Genomic DNA, 22,425 nt, shown 5'->3' with positions numbered 1-22,425 from the left:
GAAAGTGAGTCTTAAACTGATTGAAAACCGTCGCTCATTCGGTGGAGAACAATGTAAATATACTCATTATTCAGAGGTCTTGGATTGTGAAATGACATTTAGTCTTTACTTACCGTCAAATAAAGAAAAGAAACAAATCCCTCTTATTTGGTGGCTGTCTGGGTTAACTTGTACAGATGATAATTTTAGTCAAAAAAGCGGCTTTCAACGATTGGCTGAAAAATATCAAGTTGCCGTGATGATTCCAGATACTTCCCCACGTGGGGAACATGTGGTTGACGATGAAGCATATGACCTTGGCCAAGGGGCAGGTTTTTATCTAAATGCCACACAAGAACCATGGGCAAAGCACTATAAGATGTACTCGTATATCGCGGAAGAATTATCAACGATTGCGAAATCGCTAACCCCTCATTTTTCAGGAAAAGAAAGTATTATGGGCCACTCTATGGGAGGCCATGGTGCTTTAGTAGTTGGCATGAAAAACAAAGAAAGATTTAAGGCGATTTCTGCTTTTGCTCCTATTTTAAGTCCAAGTCAGATTCCATGGGGACTAAAAGCTTTCGCTACTTATTTAGGGGATGACAAAGAGACCTGGAAAGCATGGGATGCTTCAGAATTGATCAAAAAGGGCGTTATGCCACCTATTCTGATCACGCAAGGAACCAAAGATGATTTTTACCCTAAACACTTAGATGAAACATATTTTTTAAAGAATGCTCAGGAAAACAATGTAGTAGTGAATTACGAGAAAGCGGAAGGTTATGATCATAGTTATTTCTTTATCGCAACTTTCCTAGAAGAGCATTTTGCTTTTCATATGAATCATCTTAGATAATCCATCTCATTTAAATCGGTGGAATTTGAAAATAAAAATATCCACATTGCATGGTAATGTGGATATTTTTATACTCATTAAGTCATGTGTGATATACTATTTACGATAAAAATGGCTTAGATTGGAGGGAAAGCTACCTATGGATTATAAGAAGATGTTAGTCAATGACCATGTAAAACCCTTCTTATTCAAAGCCCGTTATGGGATTGAAAAGGAAAGCCATCGAGTGGACTTGTCAGGAAATTTAGCTAGCACAGGTCATCCTAAGAGTATTACGTTAAAAGATGATCACCCCTATATTCAGCGGGACTTTTCAGAAACACAGATGGAATTAATCACACCGGTTTCGGAGACATTAGAGGATCTGTTTAATTACTTAGCAGCAATCCATGATGTTGCTTATCGTTCGATGGATGAGAATGAAATGCTATGGCCATTGAGCATGCCGCCACAGTTACCAGATAACGAAGAAGACATTGTGATTGCAAAATTGGAAAAAGATGAAAATGTAAGATATCGCCAAACTTTGGCGCAATCTTATGGCCGTCGCAAACAAATGGTTAGTGGAATTCATTTCAACTTTGAATTCGATGAAGAGTTGATACAAGCGTTATTTAGCCTACAATCGGAGATCAAAGATTACCGTCAGTTTAAAGAAGAGATTTATTTAAAGGTGACAAGAAACTATTTACACAACCGATGGTTTATCACTTATTTTTATGGTGCTTCTCCTATGAGTGAAAAGAACTTTTTTGAACTTCATTCTTTAGATGGAGCCGTAAGAACCATTAGAGGCAGTAAATACGGTTATGCCAATTCTGATGAGGTGAAAGTGTCATATAAGAGTATCAAGAGCTATCTATCGGATCTTTCTATGATGGTGGAAAGAGGGATTCTATCTGAAGAAAAGGAATTTTATGGACCTATTCGTTTAAGAGGTGGACATCATGTGTCAGATTTAGAAGATCATGGTGTTCATTATATTGAATTGCGCAATATCGATTTAAATCCTTTTGAAACGTATGGCATCAGTTATGAACAAGCAGAATTTCTCCATCTTTTCTTAATCTATTTACTATGGAAAGATGAAGGAGATCAATGTGATGAATGGGGAAAAATGGGTGATTTTTACAATGAGGCCGTTGCTCTTGAGCACCCATTAGCGCACACACAATTTGAAGAAGAAGCTAAAAGTATCATTAATGAAATGGAGTATTTAGTAGAAATCTTAGATTTAACTGTTTCTGATACGTTATTTGATCATCTAAGAGAAATGCTAATGGATCCAAGCAAGACTTTAGCTGGAAGACTTTACAAAGAAAGTGAAAAAAGCAGCCAAAGTCAAGTGGCTACGTCCATTGCTAAAGAAAATTATCAAAAGTCATGGGAGAAACCATATCAATTAGCAGGATTTATTGATATGGAGTTGTCCACTCAGATTTTAATGTTTGATGCGATTCAACAAGGTATCCAAATAGAAATCTTAGATCGACAAGATCAATTTTTAAAGCTGAAATTAAAGGATCATGTTGAATATGTGAAAAATGGGAATATGACTAGTAAAGATACTTATGTATCCACTTTAATTATGGAAAATAAAACAGTCACAAAGAAAATTCTTCACCAACATGGATTCCGAGTACCTAAAGGTGAAGAGTTTCAAACAATTGAGCAGGCTTTACGTTCCTATCATCTATTTTCCAGCAAACCTTTTGTTGTGAAGCCAAAAACAACAAACTATGGAATAGGAATATCGATCTTTAAAGATGGTGCCAATTATGAGGATTATCAAGAGGCACTCGCGTTGGCATTTAAAGAAGATTCATCGGTATTAGTAGAAGAATTTATGAAAGGAACAGAATATCGGTTTTTTGTGTTAAATGATCAAGTTTATGCTGTTTTATTACGAATTCCTGCGAATGTGAAAGGTGACGGTAAACATACAATTGAAGAGTTAGTCAATAATAAGAATCGTGACCCGCTAAGAGGAAGAGATCATCGGACCCCTTTAGAATTGATCCAATTAGGTGAATTGGAGAACCTGATGCTTAAAGGTCAAGGATATCGAATGGATTCCATTCCAGAAAAGGATGAAATCGTCTATCTGCGTGAAAACTCAAACATTAGTACAGGTGGAGATTCGATTGATGTGACCGATCTCATTCCTGATGATTATAAAAAAATAGCAGTGGATGCGGTAGTCGCCCTTGGCGTTAAAATTTGTGGGATCGATTTAATCATTGAAGATACAGAAGTTCCTGCTGCCAATAAAAATGCTTATGGAATTATTGAAGCAAACTTTAATCCATCCATGTATATGCATGTATATCCATATAAAGGCAAATCACGACGATTAACTATGCATATCATCCAGTATTTATTTCCTGAACTATTACAAAGTCAGGACTCAAAATTAATCAAACTAGGGGTACCACTAGCAAAACGCGAATTTACAACGGTAACCTGTTGAAACAAGGGGACGGTTCTCCCGTTCTCCTAATAATTGGAAAAAAAAGAGAATCGTCCCGCTGTTTACCTAAGAAAGGAGATTGGAACGATGATTGCTGCTTATGAAGAAGATGTAGCTAGTTTTGAAGAAATTGATTCCGCAAAAGCACAGGAATTGATAAAAGGTGAAGGCGAAGCGGTTATCTATATTGGCAAGGGTGTATGTCCTTATTGTCAAATATTCGTTAAAAAACTAAAAAAAGTGGCTGCAGAAACGGATACTCACATCTATTATATTAATAGTGTGGAGGAATCTGATATGGAAGGGATTACGGCCTTCCGAGATGAATACGACATTCCAACGGTTCCCGGTTTCATCTATACGAATGGTGACACAGTGAACGTGAAATGCGATTCATCCATGCCAGAAGAAGAAATAAAAGCTTTTATGAATAAATAATTCAATACCCAAGACAAGTGTCTGCTACATTCTGCTTGGAACTTAAAGGGCGTTTTCTTCAATGGAGAAGCATGGGGACGTACCCTGTGCTTCTGTCTCTTATCATTTTATGTGATGGTGATTCATGGTTCGGGGGATGACACGCCTGGAGATGTTTCGTGTTCATAGAGACAACAGATCGTTCTCCTTCATCTTGAAATCTAGTAAAGTGATGGCTTAACGAATTTGATATGTGTTTAATGAATACCGATGAGGATCTACTCTTCAGTGAGGGGGGGGAGGAGTACCTTCGAGTAAAAGTGATGTTCAACGGAAGCAAAGGGTAAGTCCGAGACCAGTGAAAAAGTAGGGAGTACATAAAAATCAACTTAATTAGGGGGTACCAAAATGTCTCCCTCTGTAAGTAACGCGCCTTAGAAGCGATTCTAGAGCCTCGTTTTTCTATCCCATTTATCTAAAAATCCGTTGCAACTCTACTGTTAATTCCGCAAAAATATAAGATTGGACGATTTCATCATTTTTATAGGTAGTAAAGTTATCGATATTTTGGTCTTCAAAATGATATACAGTTACTTCCTTATTTTCTGGGTTTACAATCCAGTATTCCTTCACACCACAAGACATGTAGAGATCGAGTTTCTTAATCAAATCTTTTCTCCTCGTTCCCTTTGAAAGGACTTCAACGATTAATGAAGGAACTCCTTTATAATAATCATTGTCATCCAAATTTTCTTCCAGATCGCAAATAACCATTAAATCCGGTTGAACCATATTCACTTGTTCTGGCGTTCTTCTTAGTTCAATGTCGTAAGGGGCAATCATAGGAGTGCAATCGGTACCTTGTAGGAAATTGTATAAACAAACATATAATTCTCCTACAGCTTTTTGATGGGCGGTTCTTGGTGAGGCAAGTAGATAAATCTCTCCATCGATATACTCATATCTTTCATCTGATTCTTGTTGTAATTGTAAAAATTCCTCATATGTTGCCTGTTTTCCATAGCCATACATTGGTGCGTTTTCGTGAATCAATTCCTGTTCTTTAGGCTTTTTATGATCTAAAGCAGTAAGTTTTGCCATTTCGGTCCCATTTCGAGTAATAATAATATCTTCCTGTTGTGCTAGCGTTAAGTACTTTCCAAAGTTATTTTGCAGATCAGTTGAGTTTACTCTCATTTTTCGCACCTCCAATTTAGCTAAAGTAGCTAATTTAACTAACTAAAGTATAGTCGATGAAAATGAAGAATACAACTGAATCCCCTGAATCCGTTTTAAATTATAGCTTTTCCGAGCGAGAACGCTTGTCCACGCTGCGCCGCATGAAGGAGGTTCCGTAAATCCAGTGCCTGACCCTCAGTATGAGAAAGCATTAACGCTTTAGTAATGCGGGGGACTTCCACTGTCAGAATAAACTGCCCCAAATATGATGACAGCGGTATCGGAGATGTTTCCATAAGAAAATGATGGTAAAATTAAAGAAACAAATGGGTAAGGAGAGGGTTGAAATGAATCTGTACCAAAATAGCCCGATGTCTGTTCATGAATATTTCACCATCCGGGAGAAGTCTGAGGACTTGTTAGAATATATTGATGGAATGGTCTATATGTCACCTTCGCCTTCAACGGCCCATCAACGGATATCAAGAAAACTTCTCATTCAATTGGACCGTTTTTTAAATGGAAAGCCTTGTGAAGTATTTCATGCACCATTTGATATTGAATTAAAAACAGATAATAGTGAAGAGGCGAAAATTGTCATTCCAGATCTCAGTGTCATCTGTGATAAAAGCGGGCTTACAGAATCACGTTATGTTGGTATGCCAACCCTAATAGTAGAAATCCTAAGCCCTTCTAATCAAGCACATGATTTAATTACAAAATTAAACCTATATATGAATGTTGGAGTAAAAGAATATTGGATTGTGAATCCAATGCTCCGTTCCGTGACTGTTTATTCACTAAATGAGGAAGGATTGTACGAACAGCATGATATCAAAACAGAAGGTGGAGTCATTACATCGGAAATCCTGCAGGGATTCTCAGTCGATTTAAAAGAGATCTTTCAATAGAATTTTCGGGTCATCTATGCAAAAATATTAGGCACATAATTGAATCCTGTCGTTTAACCATAAAAAATAATCCACCCTTGAGTTGATGGCAACGGGCGGATTGTTTTATTCACCAAATAGCCGCCCCCTTCGTGGGGACCGTCTATTGCTGGACTGGACATGTTCGCGCATGTACGGTCCTTTTTTACTTTATGATATAACTAATTATATTATAATGGAAATTCATGAAAAGGAATAATTGAAAATAACTCGAATGCGTCGTTAACAAGAAGTTTGGTGCCCCGGTACAGTAAAGCAATAACTCTTTAGTAGAGTGGGGGACTGACCCGAAAGCCACTTATATTTTTGGAGTGGTTGAGTAGTATACCAACTATAAAAGCAAAAAGAGGTGACTAGCAAAAATGGTAGTGTTACCTCTTTTTTGATTGGTTCGCTTATAACACAATGCTGATTTCACTGTGTTTGAAAAATAGTCGGAAGAATTCCGCTTATTTTGGGAAATACCTATATTTCCTTGAAAATAAGAGTAGTTTTTCCAGTTATTGAACCAAATTTTTGAATTTTTTCTTATTTGGAGAAGTTAATCGGAAAATTTCCGCTTATATTGCTTTTTAAGCCTCTTCTATTCACATTAGCCGGATATTCTCCGCCTATTAGTACGCATACCTATACAAAAATCAACAATGAATAATAACAGGGCCTTTTGATTAATAATCTCAATAGAAAAGAACCGGATCCAAAAGCTATTGGAAACCTCGAACATTAAATTAGGCACCGTCATATCGGATGTTTTTGGATTTTTAGGCAGAAGGCTGCTGGAACAACTCATGTCCAATGGCTACATTGACCAGAAAGAGGTTGAGTAGAAAATTCATGGGAGAATGGCCCATAAAAACCAACTTATTACGGATTTCCTATTTGGTACGCTAAACGACCATCAGCTTTTCCTTATTAGACAGTCTTGGATGCACATTGTTTATCTGGAAGAGTTAGTGGCCGATATTGAGGAAGGATCGACAGCATCCTGATAAACTATAAGAAAAAAAATGGAACTTCTCGTTACAATGCCCGGCATCAAGAAAGATACTGCAGCCATCATCATTGCCGAAATTGGAGTAGATATGTCTCAATTTCCAACCTCCAAGCACCTTGCATCGTGGGCAGGAGTGTCTCCCGGAAACCATGAAAGTGCAGGAAAAAGAAAACGTACACGAACCGTAAAAGGAAACCAGCATATAAAGTCTGCATTGTGTGAGTCTGCCTGGGCTATATCGAGAAGTCGGAACAAGATGTTATCTGTGAAATATTGGTCATTGGCTGCAAGAAGGGGAAAGAAAAAAGCACTCGTTGCCATTGGACATCGAATGCTTTCCATTGTCTATCACATGCTTCAGGGCAAAGAACCCTACCACGAGCCCACTGCAACATAGCATTATAGACAACCAATAGAAAAGTTATACGAGAAACCGAAGATTACGGTAGCTCTGCTTTCCTATTGTCTAAAATTAATTAACACTAGCTTTATCATAAATCATTGAGTTTTAACCAATAATTTATTTTCACAGAAAAAAGCTATCCATAAAGCCAGATAAACTGATTTTGTGGAGGCCATATTATTTTTCCATGTTTTAAACTCTTTTAAAATCTCGTTTTTTATTTTTAAGAATAGTATAATTTATGGATTTCGATTAGACAGTATTTTCACCATATTCCTTATCAATTTTTATCCTTAAACTGTAATCTTTATCTTCATTTGTATCATGTTTTAGAGTGAACAGATATTTCAATCTATCTCCAGGAACGACTCTCTTTTCTATTAAGATAATCTTATCCTCTGAATAATAGATTCTTTCAACGGATAATGCGGGCATACCCACGTTTGAATTTAAGTATTCAGCATGAAATTCATCCAATAGGATTGGTTCCATTTCTAATGTTGAATGAGTAAAGCGGATGTTAAGGTCATTCTGTAAATATTCAAGCAATATAGTATTTTCTATATCGAGCATTTCAGCATTTGGGACTAATTTTAAAGGAAAATAAGTTACAGCAAAAATTACTGGTGATTTATTAACGTAAGCTACAGCACTAATTTTATACATACTTTCTAAAGGATCAATTTTAAATAGGTTAACAATACGGGTGGGGACTTCTGTATCAATGGATGATTGAATGACCTTAATACTTGGTTCCAAGCCTTGATTAAGTATTTGGCGAACAAAAGAGATTTCTCCAGTTAAATCTTGCGCAACCTTTTTAGGTGCAACAAATGTCCCAAGCCCTTGTTTTCTTTCGATAAGCCCCTCTATCATCAGGTCGTTCAAGGACTTTCTAGCTGTTGCCCGGCTAATATTATACATCTCCATCAATTCCCGCTCAGAAGGAACTTTTTGCCCTTCCTTCCAAGAACCATCCTTAATTTGTTCTTTTAGGATTTCTTTTAATTGATAATATAATGGAATCACACTTTTATCATTTAACATGTTATCACTCTCTCATTATTTTAGGAAGCTAGATTAATATGTTATCCGTACCATTAATTCTATTTTAAATGTTTTGTGAAGATAAAACAAGTAAATTATTTTGAGTAGTTTGTTTTAAAAAAGCGAGAAACATTTCTAATATAGATACTACTGTTTACGTTTGATTGAGTAACCTGTTTATTGTAGGTCTTGTTATTTCCATACAGAAAATAATATACAAAGAGACAAATAAAAACAATCGCTCCCAAAATCAAGTACGTATTCCGAAAACCAATTGCTGATACGAAATAGCCTAAAATGTGGGGCCTATACCTAGTCCATCTTCTACAAAAATAAAATAAGTTGAGGTCCGGGTCATGTATTTCCATTAATCAGTAAGAAGAATGGGTTGATGGAGCGTATGGATTTAACAGAAGCAGTTATTGACTTAGCAGGTTGGTTTCCAATAAACATGTTGGCTATATGTCAGAAATATTAAATATAAATGGATATGTAGCTGACCGCTTAGAAATTGAAAAAGTAGCTGAGGAACACTATTTGCCCATTATGAAAATGAGTGAACTGCTCTTAATGATGAAGGACCATGAAATTTGTTGCTTTCGTGGAATCGTAAATTCATGGGCGGAAAATAGGGCGAACCATTGGTTTTCCTACGGCGAAGATTCACCGCTAAGGAGCGGGGTGAATCTTTGCACAATGGTGGGAAACCTTTTGGTAAAGAATCGTTGACACTGTATATTTGGATCTCACTAGGGTCCGCAAAAGAGTTTAGAACATTCAGTCTGTTTCGCTTCCTTGCCCAGAGCAAAAAGGAAAAACTAAATATAAAATGGTTCATTCATTTTGCAATATTTTTATGATAATTAAGAGAAAATTTGGATGTAAATATGATAAGTGATCATAAACAGAACATATTGTTTTTAATATTTTAAATATCCAGAAAATTCAAAAAAGAGTTTGACAAGATGAAAAAACAATGATAATTTATATTTATAGATTAAGTGGTACGGACATCGAGACAATAGATTGACATTGCTTCAATGATTTAGTTAAAGGGATTAACGGTTTATTTACCATCTAGAATAACGTATATTGGAAAGCTTAAAGAATTTTTAGTAAAAGCCCCTTAATTTAAACAACTGTATTAAGGGGAGTTTACGGGATACTATAGAATGCTTGGAGCGACTGTCAAAGATTGGAAGGATTTCACGTACCGATAGTCTATTATTTTAAAAAGCAGGGAGGTTCAATGATGACAAGAAATGTATTATGTAAAAAAAATGAAATAAAACCAGGAGAAAAGCGAGTTTTTAAGGTGAGTAGGGCATCGGTTCTTGTTGTTCGTAATGGGGACACTTTTTATGCGATTCGTAATGTTTGTCCCCATCAAGGTGCTTCCTTTGAAAAAGGATATACAGGCGGTGTTGTTCGTGCCGAAGACGTGAATGAATTTTGTTTTGAAGAACCTGGAAAACACATCTATTGCCCATGGCATCGTTGGAGTTTTGATTTAGAGACAGGTTGTTCCGAACATGACCCTGACAATCAAAAGGTGAAAACTTATGATGTAAAGGTAGAGGGTGAAGATTTAGTCGTTTACGCTTAATATTTTTTATATGGGAGGATTATAAAATGACAAATACGCTCGAACAAAACGATAGTAAGGAATTGAAGAAATCAAAGATACCAGTAATTGACTGTGATTTGCATGCGAGTCCAAAAACATTTGATGATTTATTACCTTATATGTCAGAGTATTGGCGCAATTTTTTGACCGAATCTGGTTGGCAAGGAGTGTTTCAAGGGGCACCGCCAATGGCGATTTTACAAAGAAATCTTCTTGATAGTCAAACACCTGATGGAGGGTTGGCTGCTTCTTCGGTAAGCGATTTTCGTGAACAAGTAGCTGATAAATATAACTACTCCTATGCAGTTATTAATCCTGATGCGAGTTTTGTTATTTCGTCTTCTCCTCAGCTTGAAATGGCGGCTGCTGTTGCGTCAGCATTTAATGATTGGCAAATCGAGCATTGGTTATCAAAAGATTCAAGTATGCTGGGATCTGTTGTCGTTGCGGCGCAAAATATAGAGCATGCAGTCCGTGAAATTGATCGGGTCGGTAGTCATCCGCAGATCGTACAAGTGGCTTTGCCGACTTATTGTCCATATGGTGCATGGGGAAACCCTCGATATTATCCAATTTGGGAAGCAGCGATTCGAAATAATTTGATTATCTGTTTTCATGTGTCAACGCGCGGAGGATTAAGCCGTGATGGTTTTGAAGTAAATTACTTTGTTGAAAATCAAGTAAGCAATTGTTACGCACCTCAAGCTGGTATGACAAGTTTGGTTTTTGGCGGAGTTCTTGAGCGATATAAAGAACTGCGTTTATTATTTAATGAGGGTGGCTTTGGTTGGGCTCCAAACATTATGTATGCTATGGATACACATTGGCCAATGTTAAAAAGAGAAGTTCCATGGGTAAAGCGGGCGCCAAGTGAACAAGTTCGTGAGCATTTTTGGTTTGGTACACAGCCATTAATGGAACCAAATCGTCCTGAAGATGCAAAGCATGTTGTCGATTTAGCAGATATGATTGGTAGGAATAAACTTGTTTATACAAGTGATTATCCGCATTTTACGTATAATCCACCAGAAATTACTTTCAAGCATTTTCCTAGAGAGTTTCGCGAGAGGATCCTTTATAAAAATGCAGCAGAATTATATGGATTAACCATTTAAAAATGGACAAGACAAAATTTAAAAACGACATTGGTAATGCATAAAGGTAGAATGAAGGATTCAAGGGGAATTTGAAAAGTAAATATGACAAGTGATCCTAAAACGGATTTGATGCTCGGAGGATATTCTTCAGTAAAATAAAGGATTTCCAAGGGGAAATTTGCTAGAACGTGCAAAACTAACTTTTGTAAGCGTTTAATTGTCGAGGATATTTTTTTAACATTACAACTTAAGATAAAGTTGCTATATCAATTTATCGGTAAATGATCCTTTAGCGCTTCTGTAATAAAATGAAACAAATATTACTTATTTTAATAAAGTACTAGAATTAATCCCAGGGGCAAAAGGAACACAAGCTCCAGCTACCTATGAACGCTTCGCGGAAGTGGCAAAAGATTTCGATGGCCCATTAAATATTGGCGCTCTAAACGACTCAGGAGTCGCTTTGCTGGATAGTCCTGAAGGGGCAGTTAAGCGCCTAGAGGCTGTCGAGGATGCTGGGATTGATAGTATGTCTTGCTGGTTGCGGATGGGAGACCTTGAACATCGCCAAGTAATGAGAACAATGAAACGTTTCGCTGCTGAAGTAATGCCATATTTCAAGTCTCCTGCTAAAAGAGTAACCGTTTAAGGTTGATTAAATAAGAAGGAGAACAAACATATCGAAAGTAAAGCGAAGAGATTTGGAATGACATTCATACTTACTTAGGGTAATGAAGTAGCTTGTTATGAAGTATATGAAGCGTTAGATCAACGTTATCTATAGGGTATTAGAAAGAATTTTGTATAGCAATTATAGAGAAGTCCTCTAATCTACATGGTTCTCCTTTAGACAAACAAAATGAGATATAATTTCCTCTTATGGAGACTGAATTTTTTGTTGATTTTTAATTTTGTAAGGAGGAAATAAATTTGGAAGAGGTAAAAACTTATAGCAGTAAAATGCTGGAAGAATTTGCGGCTGATGTCTTAGAAAAATTAGGGGTTGCCAGTGAGGATGCAAAAGCAAATGCTCTTGCACTGGTAAATGCTAACTTACTGGGTGTTGAAACTCATGGTTTAATACTTCTTCCCACACATCCGGGATACGTCACAGGGATTCGGAAAGGTTATATAAATCCTAAACCATGCAGAAAGGTAGTGAATGAAACTGTTACTACAGCCTTATTGGATGGTGATGGGGGTCTAGGAACTGCGACAGGGACTATTGCAATGCAGATGGCGATTGAAAAGGCAAAAAAGACGGGAGCAGGTTTTGTCGCAACTACAAATCAACGACATATAGCTATGGCAGGACATTACTCATTAATGGCAGCCGAACAAGATATGATAGGATTTTCGTTTCAAAATGTTACACCTATAATGGTTCCAGCAGGGGGTGCTAAAGCAATGCTTGGGAATAACCCACTTTCAGTTGCTGCACCCACCAATAAGGAGCCTACATTTTTGTTGGATATTGCATTGAGTGCTGTTGCTGGAATGAAGGTTGTCATGTCTTCAATGAATGATAAAAGCGTTCCGTTAGGATGGATAGTAGATGCCAATGGACGTGATACAACTAATCCACGTGACTTTTTAGATGAAGAGATAAAACCCGGGGGCGGGGCAATGTTGCCACTAGGGAGCAGTGCAGAACACAGCTACCATAAAGGTTACGGTTTGGCTATGGTGGTAGAAATTCTTGCAGGAATTCTTTCTGGCTATGGTTGGAGTAAGATGCTCAATAATGAGACACTCGAACTGGGCAGCTTTTTTGGCGCCTTACGCATTGATGCTTTTCGTTCGGTAGATGATTTTAAGTCTATGATGGACGATATGATCTCTTCATTGAGAAATTCTCCACCCGCGCCAGGATTTGATAGAGTTATGGTACCAGGTGAAAGAGAGTTTTATACTCAGATAGAAAGACTTGAAAAAGGGATACCTTTGCAGGCCAAGCTCGTAAGCCAATTAGAATCACTTGGTAATGAAACCGGGATACCTTTTGGTAAAGAATAGATGAAACTGCATAATTATATTAGTATGCAATTAGATTAATGCTCCTGAATATATCGGGAAGAAGGGATGCGTTCTGATGGAAAATTCCATAAAGAAAAAATTGAAAGAGGGAAAAGCAGTAGTAGGCACGTCTGTTGGCAGATCGGATCCTTGGATTACTGAATTATTTTCGGAAATTGGTTATGACTGGCTTTTAATTGACGCAGAACATGGTGCTTTAGATTATTCAACAATTATGTCAATGTTACAGTCTTGTAAAGGCACGAACTGCACACCGATTGTGCGAGTTCAAAATGATGATCCATCGATAATTAAGCGTGTGTTAGATGCCGGAGCACACGGAGTTGTTGTACCGTTGTGTAACACAGCCGAAGATGCAAAAAGAATAGTTGAAGCATGCAAATACCCACCAGAAGGTATCCGTGGATTTGGTCCAAGGCGTGGGGATATTGGCAATTGGATAGATTATTTTAATACTGCCAATGAAGAAATATTTGTCGCTGTACAATTAGAAACTATAGAGGCGGTAAATAATGCTGAGGAAATTATGTCGGTAAAAGGTATAGATGCTTGCATTATTGGTCCCGTTGATCTCTCAGTCAGTATGAATTTAGGTATCCCCCCTAAATGGGATGATCCAACCTTTATAGAGGCGATTGACAGAATTTCATTAGCATCAAATAAAACAGGAGTTCCATGTGGTGGTTTTTTTCCTAGTGACAAAATAGAATGGGCTGTTAAGGAAAAAGGTTTTACTTTTAATGCAGTAGATGATGCAGATATTTTTTTAATCAATGGAGCTACATCAGCACTAAAAAAAGCAAGAAATGCCATGTCTAAACAATACAATTAACAAGGAATATGGTTGTATACGTCTTGCTGGACACGAAAAAAAAGACTCTTAGGCCTGACCGTATAATCATGATGAATATGTGTTTAATGTAGGTCAAAATACTCAGTCCCCATCCTCTTACCACTTAGAAAGAAGTTGTGTAGAACTGAGAGAAGGTGCCAAAAGAAATCAGCTTGTTGAACAGCTTATTATTACAGGAGGCAGAATTCAAAAACTTGACTGTATTTTTCAGAATTTTCGATGTGTTCGGATAAATAGACATGTATGGGTTAGTGACTGTGGGCTATGTGGAGATATGAAAGCTCGGTTATATCTTAATTAAAAATCACCAATCTTATCCAGTGTTATTGTTAGTATGGTCCTTACCCTGTGCAAAAATTAAATTTGCACGTAATTTATCCATAATTATGAGGTGTACTTCATCATTGTTGATGAAATTCGAAGAGCATCTGATTTAGTATTCCAAAGGATATTATACTTTTTTGAGGGAGGAATTTTAAATGAGTGTTAAGCAACAAACAAGTACTTCAAAAGAAAATGCAAAGAATCAAAAGCAACTGGTGATTGATACAGATATTCATCACGAGATAAAGTCAGTGTATGATTTAGTGGAATATTTGCCTGATCAATGGAAGAGGTATATTACTGAATATTCCTGGACACGTGGGGGTTTTGCAACTCCGTTTCACCAAATAAGAAAAAATACAACATATCGAATGGATTCTACTCCAGAAGATGGATCAACCCCTGGTTCTGATTATGATCTTATGAAGGAACAATTGTTAGATAAATATGATCTCGAGTATGGTGTTTTAACGGGATTATTCTATGAGGCTACTACCACAAAAGGATGGTATGAATTTGCAGCAGCGAGAGCATCAGCTTATAATGATTTAACAATTGACAAATGGTTAAACCGTGACAAGAGATTGTTGGGATCGATCACTATTCCTAGAGAGCCTGAAGCTGCAGTGCGCGAGATAGACCGTGTAGCCTCCCATCCACAAATGGTACAGGTGATGCTGCCAATTGCGAACTTTGCATGGGGAGATCCATACTATCATCCCATCTTTGAAGCTGCCAATCGTCATGGATTACAAATTGGTATGCATCTTTCAGGTGATACTACAGCTCAAGGTGGGGATTTTTTACGCTACTATGTTGCATGGCGTTGTACTCACCCACAAGCATATATGACACAAACGGTAAGCATGATCACTAATGGAGTATTCGACAAATTTCCAGACTTAAAGGTAGGCCTTATCGAGGGTGGCTTTGAATGGGTGCCATTTATGATGCACCGTATGGATGCTGCTTATAAAGGTTTAAGACAAGAAACTCCTTGGGTGAAGCGTTTACCAAGTGAATATTTCCGTGATAATATGAAGTTTTCGACTCAACCTTTCGATGATTTGACAGCCAAACAGCTTTTAAATACTATCGATGCTATGGGAACAGATAAAATGTTGATGTTTTCAACGGACTATCCACATTGGGATTTCGAGTCACCTCAAAATACATTACCAAATAGTCTATCGCAAGATCTTCGTCAAAAAATCTTTTATGATAATGCAAAAGAATTTTACAATCTTTAAGAAGATGGAGAAGATGTTTATCATCATGGGTATTGGATAAACGAAAAATGTAGTTATAAGGGGGTTAAATTGTAATGAAAGAACCAGTCTGCAAAATAAATGAATTCGATTCGTCAAATATGAAGGCAGTTACCATTAATAATAAACCAATTGTCCTTGTGAAATCAGAAAATGGTGAAGTCTATGCCTTAAAGAACGCATGTCCCCATAAAGGTCCTTGTTTATCGGGCGGAATGGTCGATAACGATTGCTCAAGCAATGAAGTAGGACAATATAATTTCGAAAGAGATAAAGAAGTAATCCGTTGTCCTTGGCATTCTTGGGAATTTGATATTAAAACAGGTCAATCCATAATTAACCCGGAAAAAGTGCGTGTGAAAACGTATGATGTCACCATTAAGGATGACAAAATTTTTGTAGATGCTTAATATTAGTAAAGCAACTCCAGATTCGTTAAGGGCACCTATATTCAATGGGCAATCGAATTCTTTCGCTACTTCGGCGAAACGCTCATAAGTTGCCGGAGCTTGTGTACCTTTTGCTCCTGGAATTAATTCTAGTACCTTATTAAAATACGTGATCATCGATTTTTCTACGTTTTTAATAGCTTGGGCTGTATCATCAGCAATATTCATTTGCAGATTCATGTGAATCTTTGGGTCGACTCGGGTGCCATTCGATTAACTCCGCTGGCAATAACAGCAGAAGGGAATCGTGTTGCTGTAGAGACCGAGTCCTATACAGAATTAACCAATGGCCGAGTATATAATAACCTATATCATTTCCTTTTCATTGTCGAAGATGGAAAAATCCAAAAAGTAAAAGAATATCTTGACACTGAACATACACGAGACGTGTTTCTAAGTTAGAGCAAGCCATCCATTAGAAGAATAGAACATACAAGACAGGGTGAATGTAGCAAACATTTACCCTGTCTGTTTGAAAGTCTGCTGGAGGCATTAGCGGAATTGGAGCAATAGTCCTAGAGAATCACAAAGCGTCCTATTTGTTTGTATATCAAGAATTGGGGGGAATTAGGTTGCGTAAATTAAAATTTGTATTCTGTGTATTAGTAATTGTTGTTTTAGCTGCATGTGGAAACAATACAACATCAACTCAAACGACTGATGAAAGTAATTCTACTGATTCCGCGGGACAACAGGAATACGTTTTAAAACTAGCTCATGCTTATAGTACATCAGCGTTTCAGCACCAGTATATTGAGTGGTTCAATGATGAGGTGCAAAAGCGAAGTGATGGAAGATTATCGATCGATATTTATCCAAGCGCTCAGTTAATGCCTCAAGAACAAGAAGTGCCAGCAGTCTTACAGGGACAAATTGATATGAGTTTCACTTCTTCTCCAGTGATGGCTAGTTTTGATCCGATTTGGAATATCTATGAACTTCCGTTCGTTTTTGAGTATCATCCAGAGGATCTATCTATCATCATGGAAAATCGTAAAGCGTTTGACAAAAGTGAAAACGGCGGAGGAAAAATCGCGAAAATGATGGAAGAAAAAGGTTTGAAAATTTTAGCCTTTGCTTATACTGAAGCGTACGGTGGAATAGCTACAACAGAATTGGATAATCTCATAACCGTCCCGGAAAGTGCAAAAGGATTAAAGCTAAGAACAGCGGGTGGGATGTTGGGATCTGAAACGATAAAAGCAATTGGGGCCAGCAGTGTTACGATTACCACTGCTGAAATAATCACAGCGCTACAGCAAAAGTTAGTCGATGGCCTGCTAACCACACCAATCTATCCATCTCAAGTTAAAATGCCTATAAAGACATACACTAACGTTCCATTGATTAATAGTTTGATACCATTATCGATATCGGTTGAAAAGTTCGAGTCGCTTCCTGAAGATCTTCAGCAAATACTCACCGAAACTGGAGAAGATTTAGAGGAGTATATTGTGGAAAAAGTTTTATCGGAAACGAACAAGGCTTTTGCAAATCTAGAAAGTCAGGGTGTGGAAATCTATTATCCAACTGAGGAAGAAGTCGCTGAATGGAAAGAAGCAACTAAACCAGTAAAGGAAGTATTTATAAAGCAAGTCGATGGGGGAGCGGAACTTTTTGAAGCACTGAAGTAAATAGAAGCTTTCACTAACAACTGAAAAGTGAAATCCGTCGAATTGTTTAGCAAGTATATTCTTATCTTATATGAAGCTTTGTTTCCGAGTTTAATAGAGTGCTCTATTAAACTCGGATGTTTAAAGAAGGGGTTGAAAAAGTTGGAGAAGTTTCAAAAGCTCAATTCAGCTTCAAAGTATCTTGACAAAGGTCTTGAAACGTCTGCTATCGCTTGTTTAGGCATCAGTGTTAGTGGTGCGTCGTCAATGCTCACTATTCATTTTTAATTCTCATATATTGTTGTAGGACTTCAGAGGATTCCTTCGACAAAAACCGAAGTGATAAAAGAACTAACGCCACTAAAAAAGAACTTTAACACGTTAACGCTGAACACTTTAGCTGAACGGAGGTCTGACCCGAAATTCCACTAGTTTAAAGCGCGGAATAGTAGGTTTCTGAAACTGGAGGGACAATTTATATCACTTATTCATTAAGAAACAGTAAAACCTCTAGGGCATATACTGAATCAGAAAATTGCCTGGGGGAATTGTTGTGACTGATAGTAGTCTGCATATTTTATTACTGCTTTACGTGCTGTTGATCTTCATTTTACAAAACCCGCTTTTTAACAGCCGTCATTCAAATTCAAATCAGAATCCAATTACGATTGTTGGAAACATAGGACCGATAAGCTATGAGGATGGTACCTTGAAAATCCAGTATATCGGCTATCCTTTTGTTCCGTTTCAATGAGGATCTTCAGTGTCAAGTGATTGTCAAAAAGCATCTAGTGGAAATACAATAACATCTACAGTCGTACTACTAAGTGGAACAATCTATGAAACAAGATTCTTCGGGGCGTGCCTGTGACAAAATCCAATTGAATTTGCCTTTTTCGACAGTATTGTTTAGCATGCTTGTCTTTTGGAAGCAAGCTACCACCATGGGTAATGGTGGTAATGGGAGCATATATTGTTGATTTAATAAACGATATCACAAAAACTAGTGAAAATGGGTTCCTAATCCATTCACTAGTTCTTTTTTCCATTCCTTATGCGGCTCCTTTAGTTGGTGAATCTTGAATCATCGTTATCGATTCTTTTCTTTGAATGTACCCAGTAACGAAAAAGAGTAAAGAGAAAATTGCTATAAACGATCCTACAAAGCCACCCATTGTTTCAGAATACCCATCTGGAATTAAACCTGTTGCTAATGTTGCAATAAATGCGACAATCGATATTCCTAAAAGAATCGCCATGAGCTTTCCAGAGATAAATTGAGGCTGAACTTTGACCTTCGTGCCAATTGCATCTAAACTTCCAAATCGTCCACCATAAACGCCCATGATTGTAACGAGATACCCAAAAATGAAGGCTGTGTAGCGAGTAAATCCTAACAAAATCAATAATCCTACGAAGACTAAACCTACTTTTGCAGCCAACTGTGTTTTCCAACCCAATATCAACATTATACCGACTGCCGTTTGAACTACTGCGAATACAATCGCCCAAAACGTTACCGCTGGTATGAATGCTTGGTTGACGATTGAGGAAACAATCGGCCAGTGTTGGTTCACAATAATTTGAAATACTTCTGTAAGTTGTTCAGGCCTTCCCCATCCTGGCATCCCATTAAGAGCCGGAACATCACGGACAAAGATTTCGTGGAGAAATTTAAATCCAATAAAGATTCTTACAGCACTTCCAGCTAAAGCGATTGTATCCTTTTGCATTTTACTCATATAGAATAAGAAAGCTCCTAAAGCAAATAGTGCGGCAAGCTCTACACTAACCATTTGAAAACGTGTTGTTTCCATCATCGGAATCTTTAAGAAGTAGTATATTGATGCTACAACCGAAGCCCCTATAAAATAAGGTCGAGTTCGCTCATTTACGATTGGCAAGTGAAGCAAGAAATGGATAACTTTTTTTGTAGAAGTTGTAAGGTCTTTTACCTTTTGTTTGATTAGAGCATCTAAACCATAATACATTCCTGCATTCGTTAAAAGTACAAACATATGTCCAATTGAGAATAATGGAGGAATCCGTGAGTTGCCTAGGAAGAATACACTTAGATCAAAAGCTAATGCTACAACTGCAGTTGGACGAACGAAAAGTCCTAGTATAAATAAGATCCCGAATGCTAGTTGTAAGGCAATTACTGCATAACTCCAAAATGCTGCATAAGGGATAACCCATTCTGCCCAAAACCATCCAAACCAGGTCCATGTCCCATCCGCAATTGCCCGATTACCAGCATTGATCACATATTCACCAGCACCTGCCCCTACCCATTCCGGATGAGTGACTTTCCAGTTATGACCAATGGTAACTTCATACAACCAAAATACCCCTAAAAATATTCGGGCAAAAGCGAGCCAAGGATCAAAAGTGTGCGACTGATTCTGAATTTGATTTTTTTTCATTTCTTCTCCATCTCCTTAATGAAGCTCTTTATTTTTATTTCTAACTTCATTGTGCCACGGAGAATTTTTGTGAAGTAGTGATCAATATCCGTAATTTAAAAGTACAAATGTCCTTTTTTACAAAAGGACATTTGTACTTAAAGTTGATCCAATTTATGACGGACTGCATAAACCGCTGCTTCAGCGCGGTTGTGGACCTCTATTTTTGAGAAAATTGTACTTGCATAATTCCTTATCGTTTTTTCACTTAAATGCATTTCTTTCCCGATTTCTCGATTGGTTTTCCCATGAGCAATATAAGCGAGGACGTGCTTTTCTTGAGCAGTTAGTTTTTCTGTTTCGATCATTGTTTTGCCTTGCCTCAACCGATTCATTATTTTCAATGTTACAGCTGGATCAAGCAAAGATTCTCCCCTGGCTACCTTCTCAATGCTTTGGATAAGCTCCTTTGTATCGATTTCCTTTAATAAATATCCATTCGCCCCAGCAAGTATCGAATCATATATGACATCATCATCATCATCAGAAGTCAGCATAATCACTTTTATATTAGGATACTTACTAGTAATTGCTTTACATGCCTCTATTCCACTATCATTTGGCATTCGTATATCCATTAAGATAAGGTTAATGTCATCGTTAGACGCTTTAGCCACTGCTTCTTTTCCACTAGCTGCCTCTGCTACAACTTCTATATGATCATGCATCGAAAGAATACTTTTTAAACCAGCTCTTACTACAGTATGATCATCTACTAACATTAATTTGATACTTTTGCTCATATGGTCCACTCCTTCTTAAACAACAAGTGTAATAATTGTTCCTTCATTTTTCATACTTTTAATTTCTAAATTCCCATTAATGATTTTTGCTCGATACTTCATATTTTTAACTCCATGGTGATATAGAGAAGAATCACCTAAGTTTAGAAAATTGTTCTTATCAAAACCCTTACCGTTGTCAGCAATGGTGATCTCAAAATTTTGGCTATTACCTTTAACTGACAAGTGTACTTCCGTTGCTTCCGCATGTTTTAAAATATTAGTTAATGATTCTTTAACGATATAGTAGACTTGGATTGATACCGATAAAGAAGGACTTTCTCCCGTAAAATCATTATGAAAGTAGAGAGCAACGTGATTTTTTATTTTTAAATCATTTACTAGCCGTTGAATTTCATCCGTCATCGTTATGTTTGTATCTAATGGATGCTTTAAATCTTTTATATAGGTCCTAATCTCTTTAATAATGCCATTTATTCTTTGATTAAAATTATTTATATCTTCCTCTGCACGTTTAGCTAGAGGAATTTCATGAATTGCAAAACCTTTTAATAAATGATGTTTCATACCTTCTAGTTGTAGTCCAAGTGCGTATATTGATTGAATCGTTCCATCATGAAGATCCCGTGCAATACGGTTTCGTTCTTCATTTAGCGCTTGTGTTTTTTCTGCATGATATAAATAAACTTGATATTCTAAATCAAAAACTTTTAGTATTCTAATTATCGAAACCGACATGAATAGCCCAACTAACCCTCTTAATATTTCAATAGGAAATCCTAATGTAGTAAAGAATAAATCGGAATTAAAAAGTATTGTCGGAAGCATCGGAGCGTATTGAACGATTAATCCTCCCACTATTGCATATACAGCCATTACTAATCCTGCAAATTGTAGCGTTTTGATCATTGATTCTACATTATTTTCTTTGAATTTTGCTTTTTGTGAAAGGAGTCCCCAACAGGCTAATAGACCGCCAGGAAATGCCAGCAAATATCTTGACCAGATGTCACTAATCGCAAACCACCATTCCTGATTTCCCTCATGAACAAATATCGGCTGTAACAAAATGAAACTAGCAAACCATAAGCTGAACAAAAAGATGGGGACATATAATACTTTTTTTGACCAAGATTTAGTCAAATAGAGAAGGTGTACGCCAAACATTAGAAGGAAATAGAAGGATAAACCATTCACGATAACTTGAACCCCTTCAAGAAAGTGAATCCATTCTGCGCTTAAATAGCTGCTTTGGATCGGGATGAAAAATAATCCTAAGTCGGCAATACCGTGTACAATCCCGAAATAAGCCAAATACTTTAAGCTCTTGGCTAAATTAAATCGACTATGTACACGATTTTTAATTAATATTGCAAAACCCATTAAAAAGAAAATAAGTGAATAGATAAAATAAATCAAACCTAAGTTAACCTCAAAGAAAGTCTGCACAATCATGATTCCTCCAAATTAAAGTGATGCAATCATTAGTATAATTATCGTAACAATACAAGTAAGAAATATTTGCTTTGTTTCTGAAAGGTTAATGACACTTATAATCTTCTATAGAGTATTAGCTTGCAAATAAGTAGGGGCTGTTTATTTTGACTCTTCTGTGAAGACACATAAAAGAGCATTGGAGTTAATTACCGCA

Annotated in this window: 22 protein-coding genes and 2 pseudogenes; 19 read left to right on the top strand and 5 right to left on the bottom strand. The window is 37.0% G+C overall.

The window, feature by feature from the left end; translation table 11 throughout:
• Positions 1 to 4 precede the first annotated feature (4 nt).
• From fghA to GNT69_RS21175, 3 genes are all read left to right on the top strand, one after another.
• Positions 5 to 838 carry an S-formylglutathione hydrolase gene (gene fghA, locus GNT69_RS21185; RefSeq protein WP_203556990.1) on the top strand — a complete coding sequence of 278 codons (834 nt, stop codon included), beginning with the start codon at positions 5 to 7 and terminating at the stop codon, positions 836 to 838.
• A 139-nt stretch (positions 839 to 977) separates the two neighbouring features.
• On the top strand, positions 978 to 3,308 hold the full coding sequence (gshAB, locus tag GNT69_RS21180) for a bifunctional glutamate--cysteine ligase GshA/glutathione synthetase GshB (protein WP_203556989.1): 2,331 nt from the start codon (positions 978 to 980) through the stop codon (positions 3,306 to 3,308).
• An 87-nt stretch (positions 3,309 to 3,395) separates the two neighbouring features.
• Positions 3,396 to 3,746 carry a DUF6568 family protein gene (locus tag GNT69_RS21175; RefSeq protein ID WP_203556988.1) on the top strand — a complete coding sequence of 117 codons (351 nt, stop codon included), beginning with the start codon at positions 3,396 to 3,398 and terminating at the stop codon, positions 3,744 to 3,746.
• Between the two features lie 450 nt (positions 3,747 to 4,196).
• On the opposite strand, the gene GNT69_RS21170 is transcribed toward GNT69_RS21175, so the two are convergent.
• Positions 4,197 to 4,922, bottom strand: a complete 726-nt coding sequence (locus tag GNT69_RS21170; protein WP_203556987.1) for a type II toxin-antitoxin system prevent-host-death family antitoxin — start codon at positions 4,920 to 4,922, stop codon at positions 4,197 to 4,199.
• Between the two features lie 329 nt (positions 4,923 to 5,251).
• Here GNT69_RS21170 and GNT69_RS21165 point away from each other — a divergent pair, with 329 nt between their 5' ends.
• The 4 genes and pseudogenes from GNT69_RS21165 to GNT69_RS25680 all read left to right on the top strand — a co-directional run bounded on the left by GNT69_RS21165 (position 5,252) and on the right by GNT69_RS25680 (position 7,245).
• Positions 5,252 to 5,815 (top strand): Uma2 family endonuclease, encoded by a 564-nt coding sequence (locus GNT69_RS21165; RefSeq protein WP_203556986.1) that lies wholly within the window; start codon positions 5,252 to 5,254, stop codon positions 5,813 to 5,815.
• An 881-nt stretch (positions 5,816 to 6,696) separates the two neighbouring features.
• Positions 6,697 to 6,843, top strand: coding sequence for a hypothetical protein (locus GNT69_RS25690; protein ID WP_239094386.1), 147 nt, complete (start codon positions 6,697 to 6,699; stop codon positions 6,841 to 6,843).
• Between the two features lie 18 nt (positions 6,844 to 6,861).
• Positions 6,862 to 7,095: pseudogene (locus tag GNT69_RS25685) on the top strand (IS110 family transposase); the annotation flags it as partial.
• Positions 7,096 to 7,104: 9 nt separating this feature from the next.
• Positions 7,105 to 7,245: a hypothetical protein gene (locus GNT69_RS25680; protein ID WP_239094394.1), complete on the top strand. Its 141-nt coding sequence runs from the start codon at positions 7,105 to 7,107 to the stop codon at positions 7,243 to 7,245.
• 258 nt (positions 7,246 to 7,503) lie between these two features.
• On the opposite strand, the gene GNT69_RS21155 is transcribed toward GNT69_RS25680, so the two are convergent.
• On the bottom strand, positions 7,504 to 8,298 hold the full coding sequence (locus tag GNT69_RS21155) for a GntR family transcriptional regulator (protein ID WP_203556985.1): 795 nt from the start codon (positions 8,296 to 8,298) through the stop codon (positions 7,504 to 7,506).
• A gap of 361 nt (positions 8,299 to 8,659) precedes the next feature.
• On the opposite strand from GNT69_RS21155, the pseudogene GNT69_RS26320 reads away from it, so the two are divergent.
• The 12 genes and pseudogenes from GNT69_RS26320 to GNT69_RS21095 all read left to right on the top strand — a co-directional run.
• Positions 8,660 to 8,776: pseudogene (locus GNT69_RS26320) on the top strand (hypothetical protein); the annotation flags it as partial.
• On the top strand, positions 8,761 to 9,027 hold the full coding sequence (locus tag GNT69_RS21145; RefSeq protein ID WP_203556983.1) for a hypothetical protein: 267 nt from the start codon (positions 8,761 to 8,763) through the stop codon (positions 9,025 to 9,027). The pseudogene GNT69_RS26320 and the gene GNT69_RS21145, both read left to right, overlap by 16 nt.
• Before the next feature lie 520 nt (positions 9,028 to 9,547).
• Positions 9,548 to 9,904, top strand: a complete 357-nt coding sequence (locus tag GNT69_RS21140; RefSeq protein ID WP_203556982.1) for a Rieske (2Fe-2S) protein — start codon at positions 9,548 to 9,550, stop codon at positions 9,902 to 9,904.
• A gap of 26 nt (positions 9,905 to 9,930) precedes the next feature.
• On the top strand, positions 9,931 to 11,040 hold the full coding sequence (locus tag GNT69_RS21135) for an amidohydrolase family protein (protein WP_203556981.1): 1,110 nt from the start codon (positions 9,931 to 9,933) through the stop codon (positions 11,038 to 11,040).
• Positions 11,041 to 11,425: 385 nt separating this feature from the next.
• Positions 11,426 to 11,671 carry a hypothetical protein gene (locus GNT69_RS21130; protein WP_203556980.1) on the top strand — a complete coding sequence of 82 codons (246 nt, stop codon included), beginning with the start codon at positions 11,426 to 11,428 and terminating at the stop codon, positions 11,669 to 11,671.
• Positions 11,672 to 11,952: 281 nt separating this feature from the next.
• Positions 11,953 to 13,038 (top strand): Ldh family oxidoreductase, encoded by a 1,086-nt coding sequence (locus GNT69_RS21125; RefSeq protein ID WP_203556979.1) that lies wholly within the window; start codon positions 11,953 to 11,955, stop codon positions 13,036 to 13,038.
• Between the two features lie 76 nt (positions 13,039 to 13,114).
• A complete protein-coding gene (locus GNT69_RS21120; protein WP_203556978.1) occupies positions 13,115 to 13,891 on the top strand; it encodes an HpcH/HpaI aldolase family protein in 777 nt (258 codons plus the stop codon).
• 500 nt (positions 13,892 to 14,391) lie between these two features.
• The gene (locus GNT69_RS21115) at positions 14,392 to 15,486 is read left to right on the top strand and encodes an amidohydrolase family protein (protein WP_203556977.1); all 1,095 of its coding nucleotides are present in this window, start codon (positions 14,392 to 14,394) and stop codon (positions 15,484 to 15,486) included.
• Between the two features lie 74 nt (positions 15,487 to 15,560).
• A complete protein-coding gene (locus GNT69_RS21110; RefSeq protein ID WP_203556976.1) occupies positions 15,561 to 15,914 on the top strand; it encodes a Rieske (2Fe-2S) protein in 354 nt (117 codons plus the stop codon).
• A gap of 219 nt (positions 15,915 to 16,133) precedes the next feature.
• A complete protein-coding gene (locus GNT69_RS21105; RefSeq protein ID WP_203556975.1) occupies positions 16,134 to 16,355 on the top strand; it encodes a nuclear transport factor 2 family protein in 222 nt (73 codons plus the stop codon).
• A 170-nt stretch (positions 16,356 to 16,525) separates the two neighbouring features.
• Positions 16,526 to 17,587 carry a TRAP transporter substrate-binding protein gene (locus GNT69_RS21100; protein WP_203556974.1) on the top strand — a complete coding sequence of 354 codons (1,062 nt, stop codon included), beginning with the start codon at positions 16,526 to 16,528 and terminating at the stop codon, positions 17,585 to 17,587.
• 532 nt (positions 17,588 to 18,119) lie between these two features.
• Complete coding sequence (locus tag GNT69_RS21095; RefSeq protein WP_203556973.1) at positions 18,120 to 18,320, top strand: hypothetical protein; 201 nt, start codon at positions 18,120 to 18,122, stop codon at positions 18,318 to 18,320.
• A gap of 298 nt (positions 18,321 to 18,618) precedes the next feature.
• Here the strand turns inward: GNT69_RS21095 and GNT69_RS21090 are convergent, their stop codons facing one another.
• The 3 genes from GNT69_RS21090 to GNT69_RS21080 all read right to left on the bottom strand — a co-directional run bounded on the left by GNT69_RS21090 (position 18,619) and on the right by GNT69_RS21080 (position 22,229).
• A complete protein-coding gene (locus GNT69_RS21090) occupies positions 18,619 to 19,992 on the bottom strand; it encodes a DoxX family protein (RefSeq protein WP_203556972.1) in 1,374 nt (457 codons plus the stop codon).
• Between the two features lie 137 nt (positions 19,993 to 20,129).
• On the bottom strand, positions 20,130 to 20,774 hold the full coding sequence (locus GNT69_RS21085; RefSeq protein WP_203556971.1) for a response regulator transcription factor: 645 nt from the start codon (positions 20,772 to 20,774) through the stop codon (positions 20,130 to 20,132).
• 15 nt (positions 20,775 to 20,789) lie between these two features.
• Positions 20,790 to 22,229, bottom strand: coding sequence for a sensor histidine kinase (locus GNT69_RS21080; RefSeq protein ID WP_203556970.1), 1,440 nt, complete (start codon positions 22,227 to 22,229; stop codon positions 20,790 to 20,792).
• Between the last annotated feature and the right edge of the window lie 196 nt (positions 22,230 to 22,425).

The sequence above is a fragment of the Bacillus sp. B15-48 genome, from assembly GCF_016879755.1.
Lineage (GTDB): Bacteria > Bacillota > Bacilli > Bacillales > Cytobacillaceae > Mesobacillus_B.
Note: the sequence above shows the minus strand (reverse complement) of the source record. Positions and strands in the feature narration are given on the sequence as shown.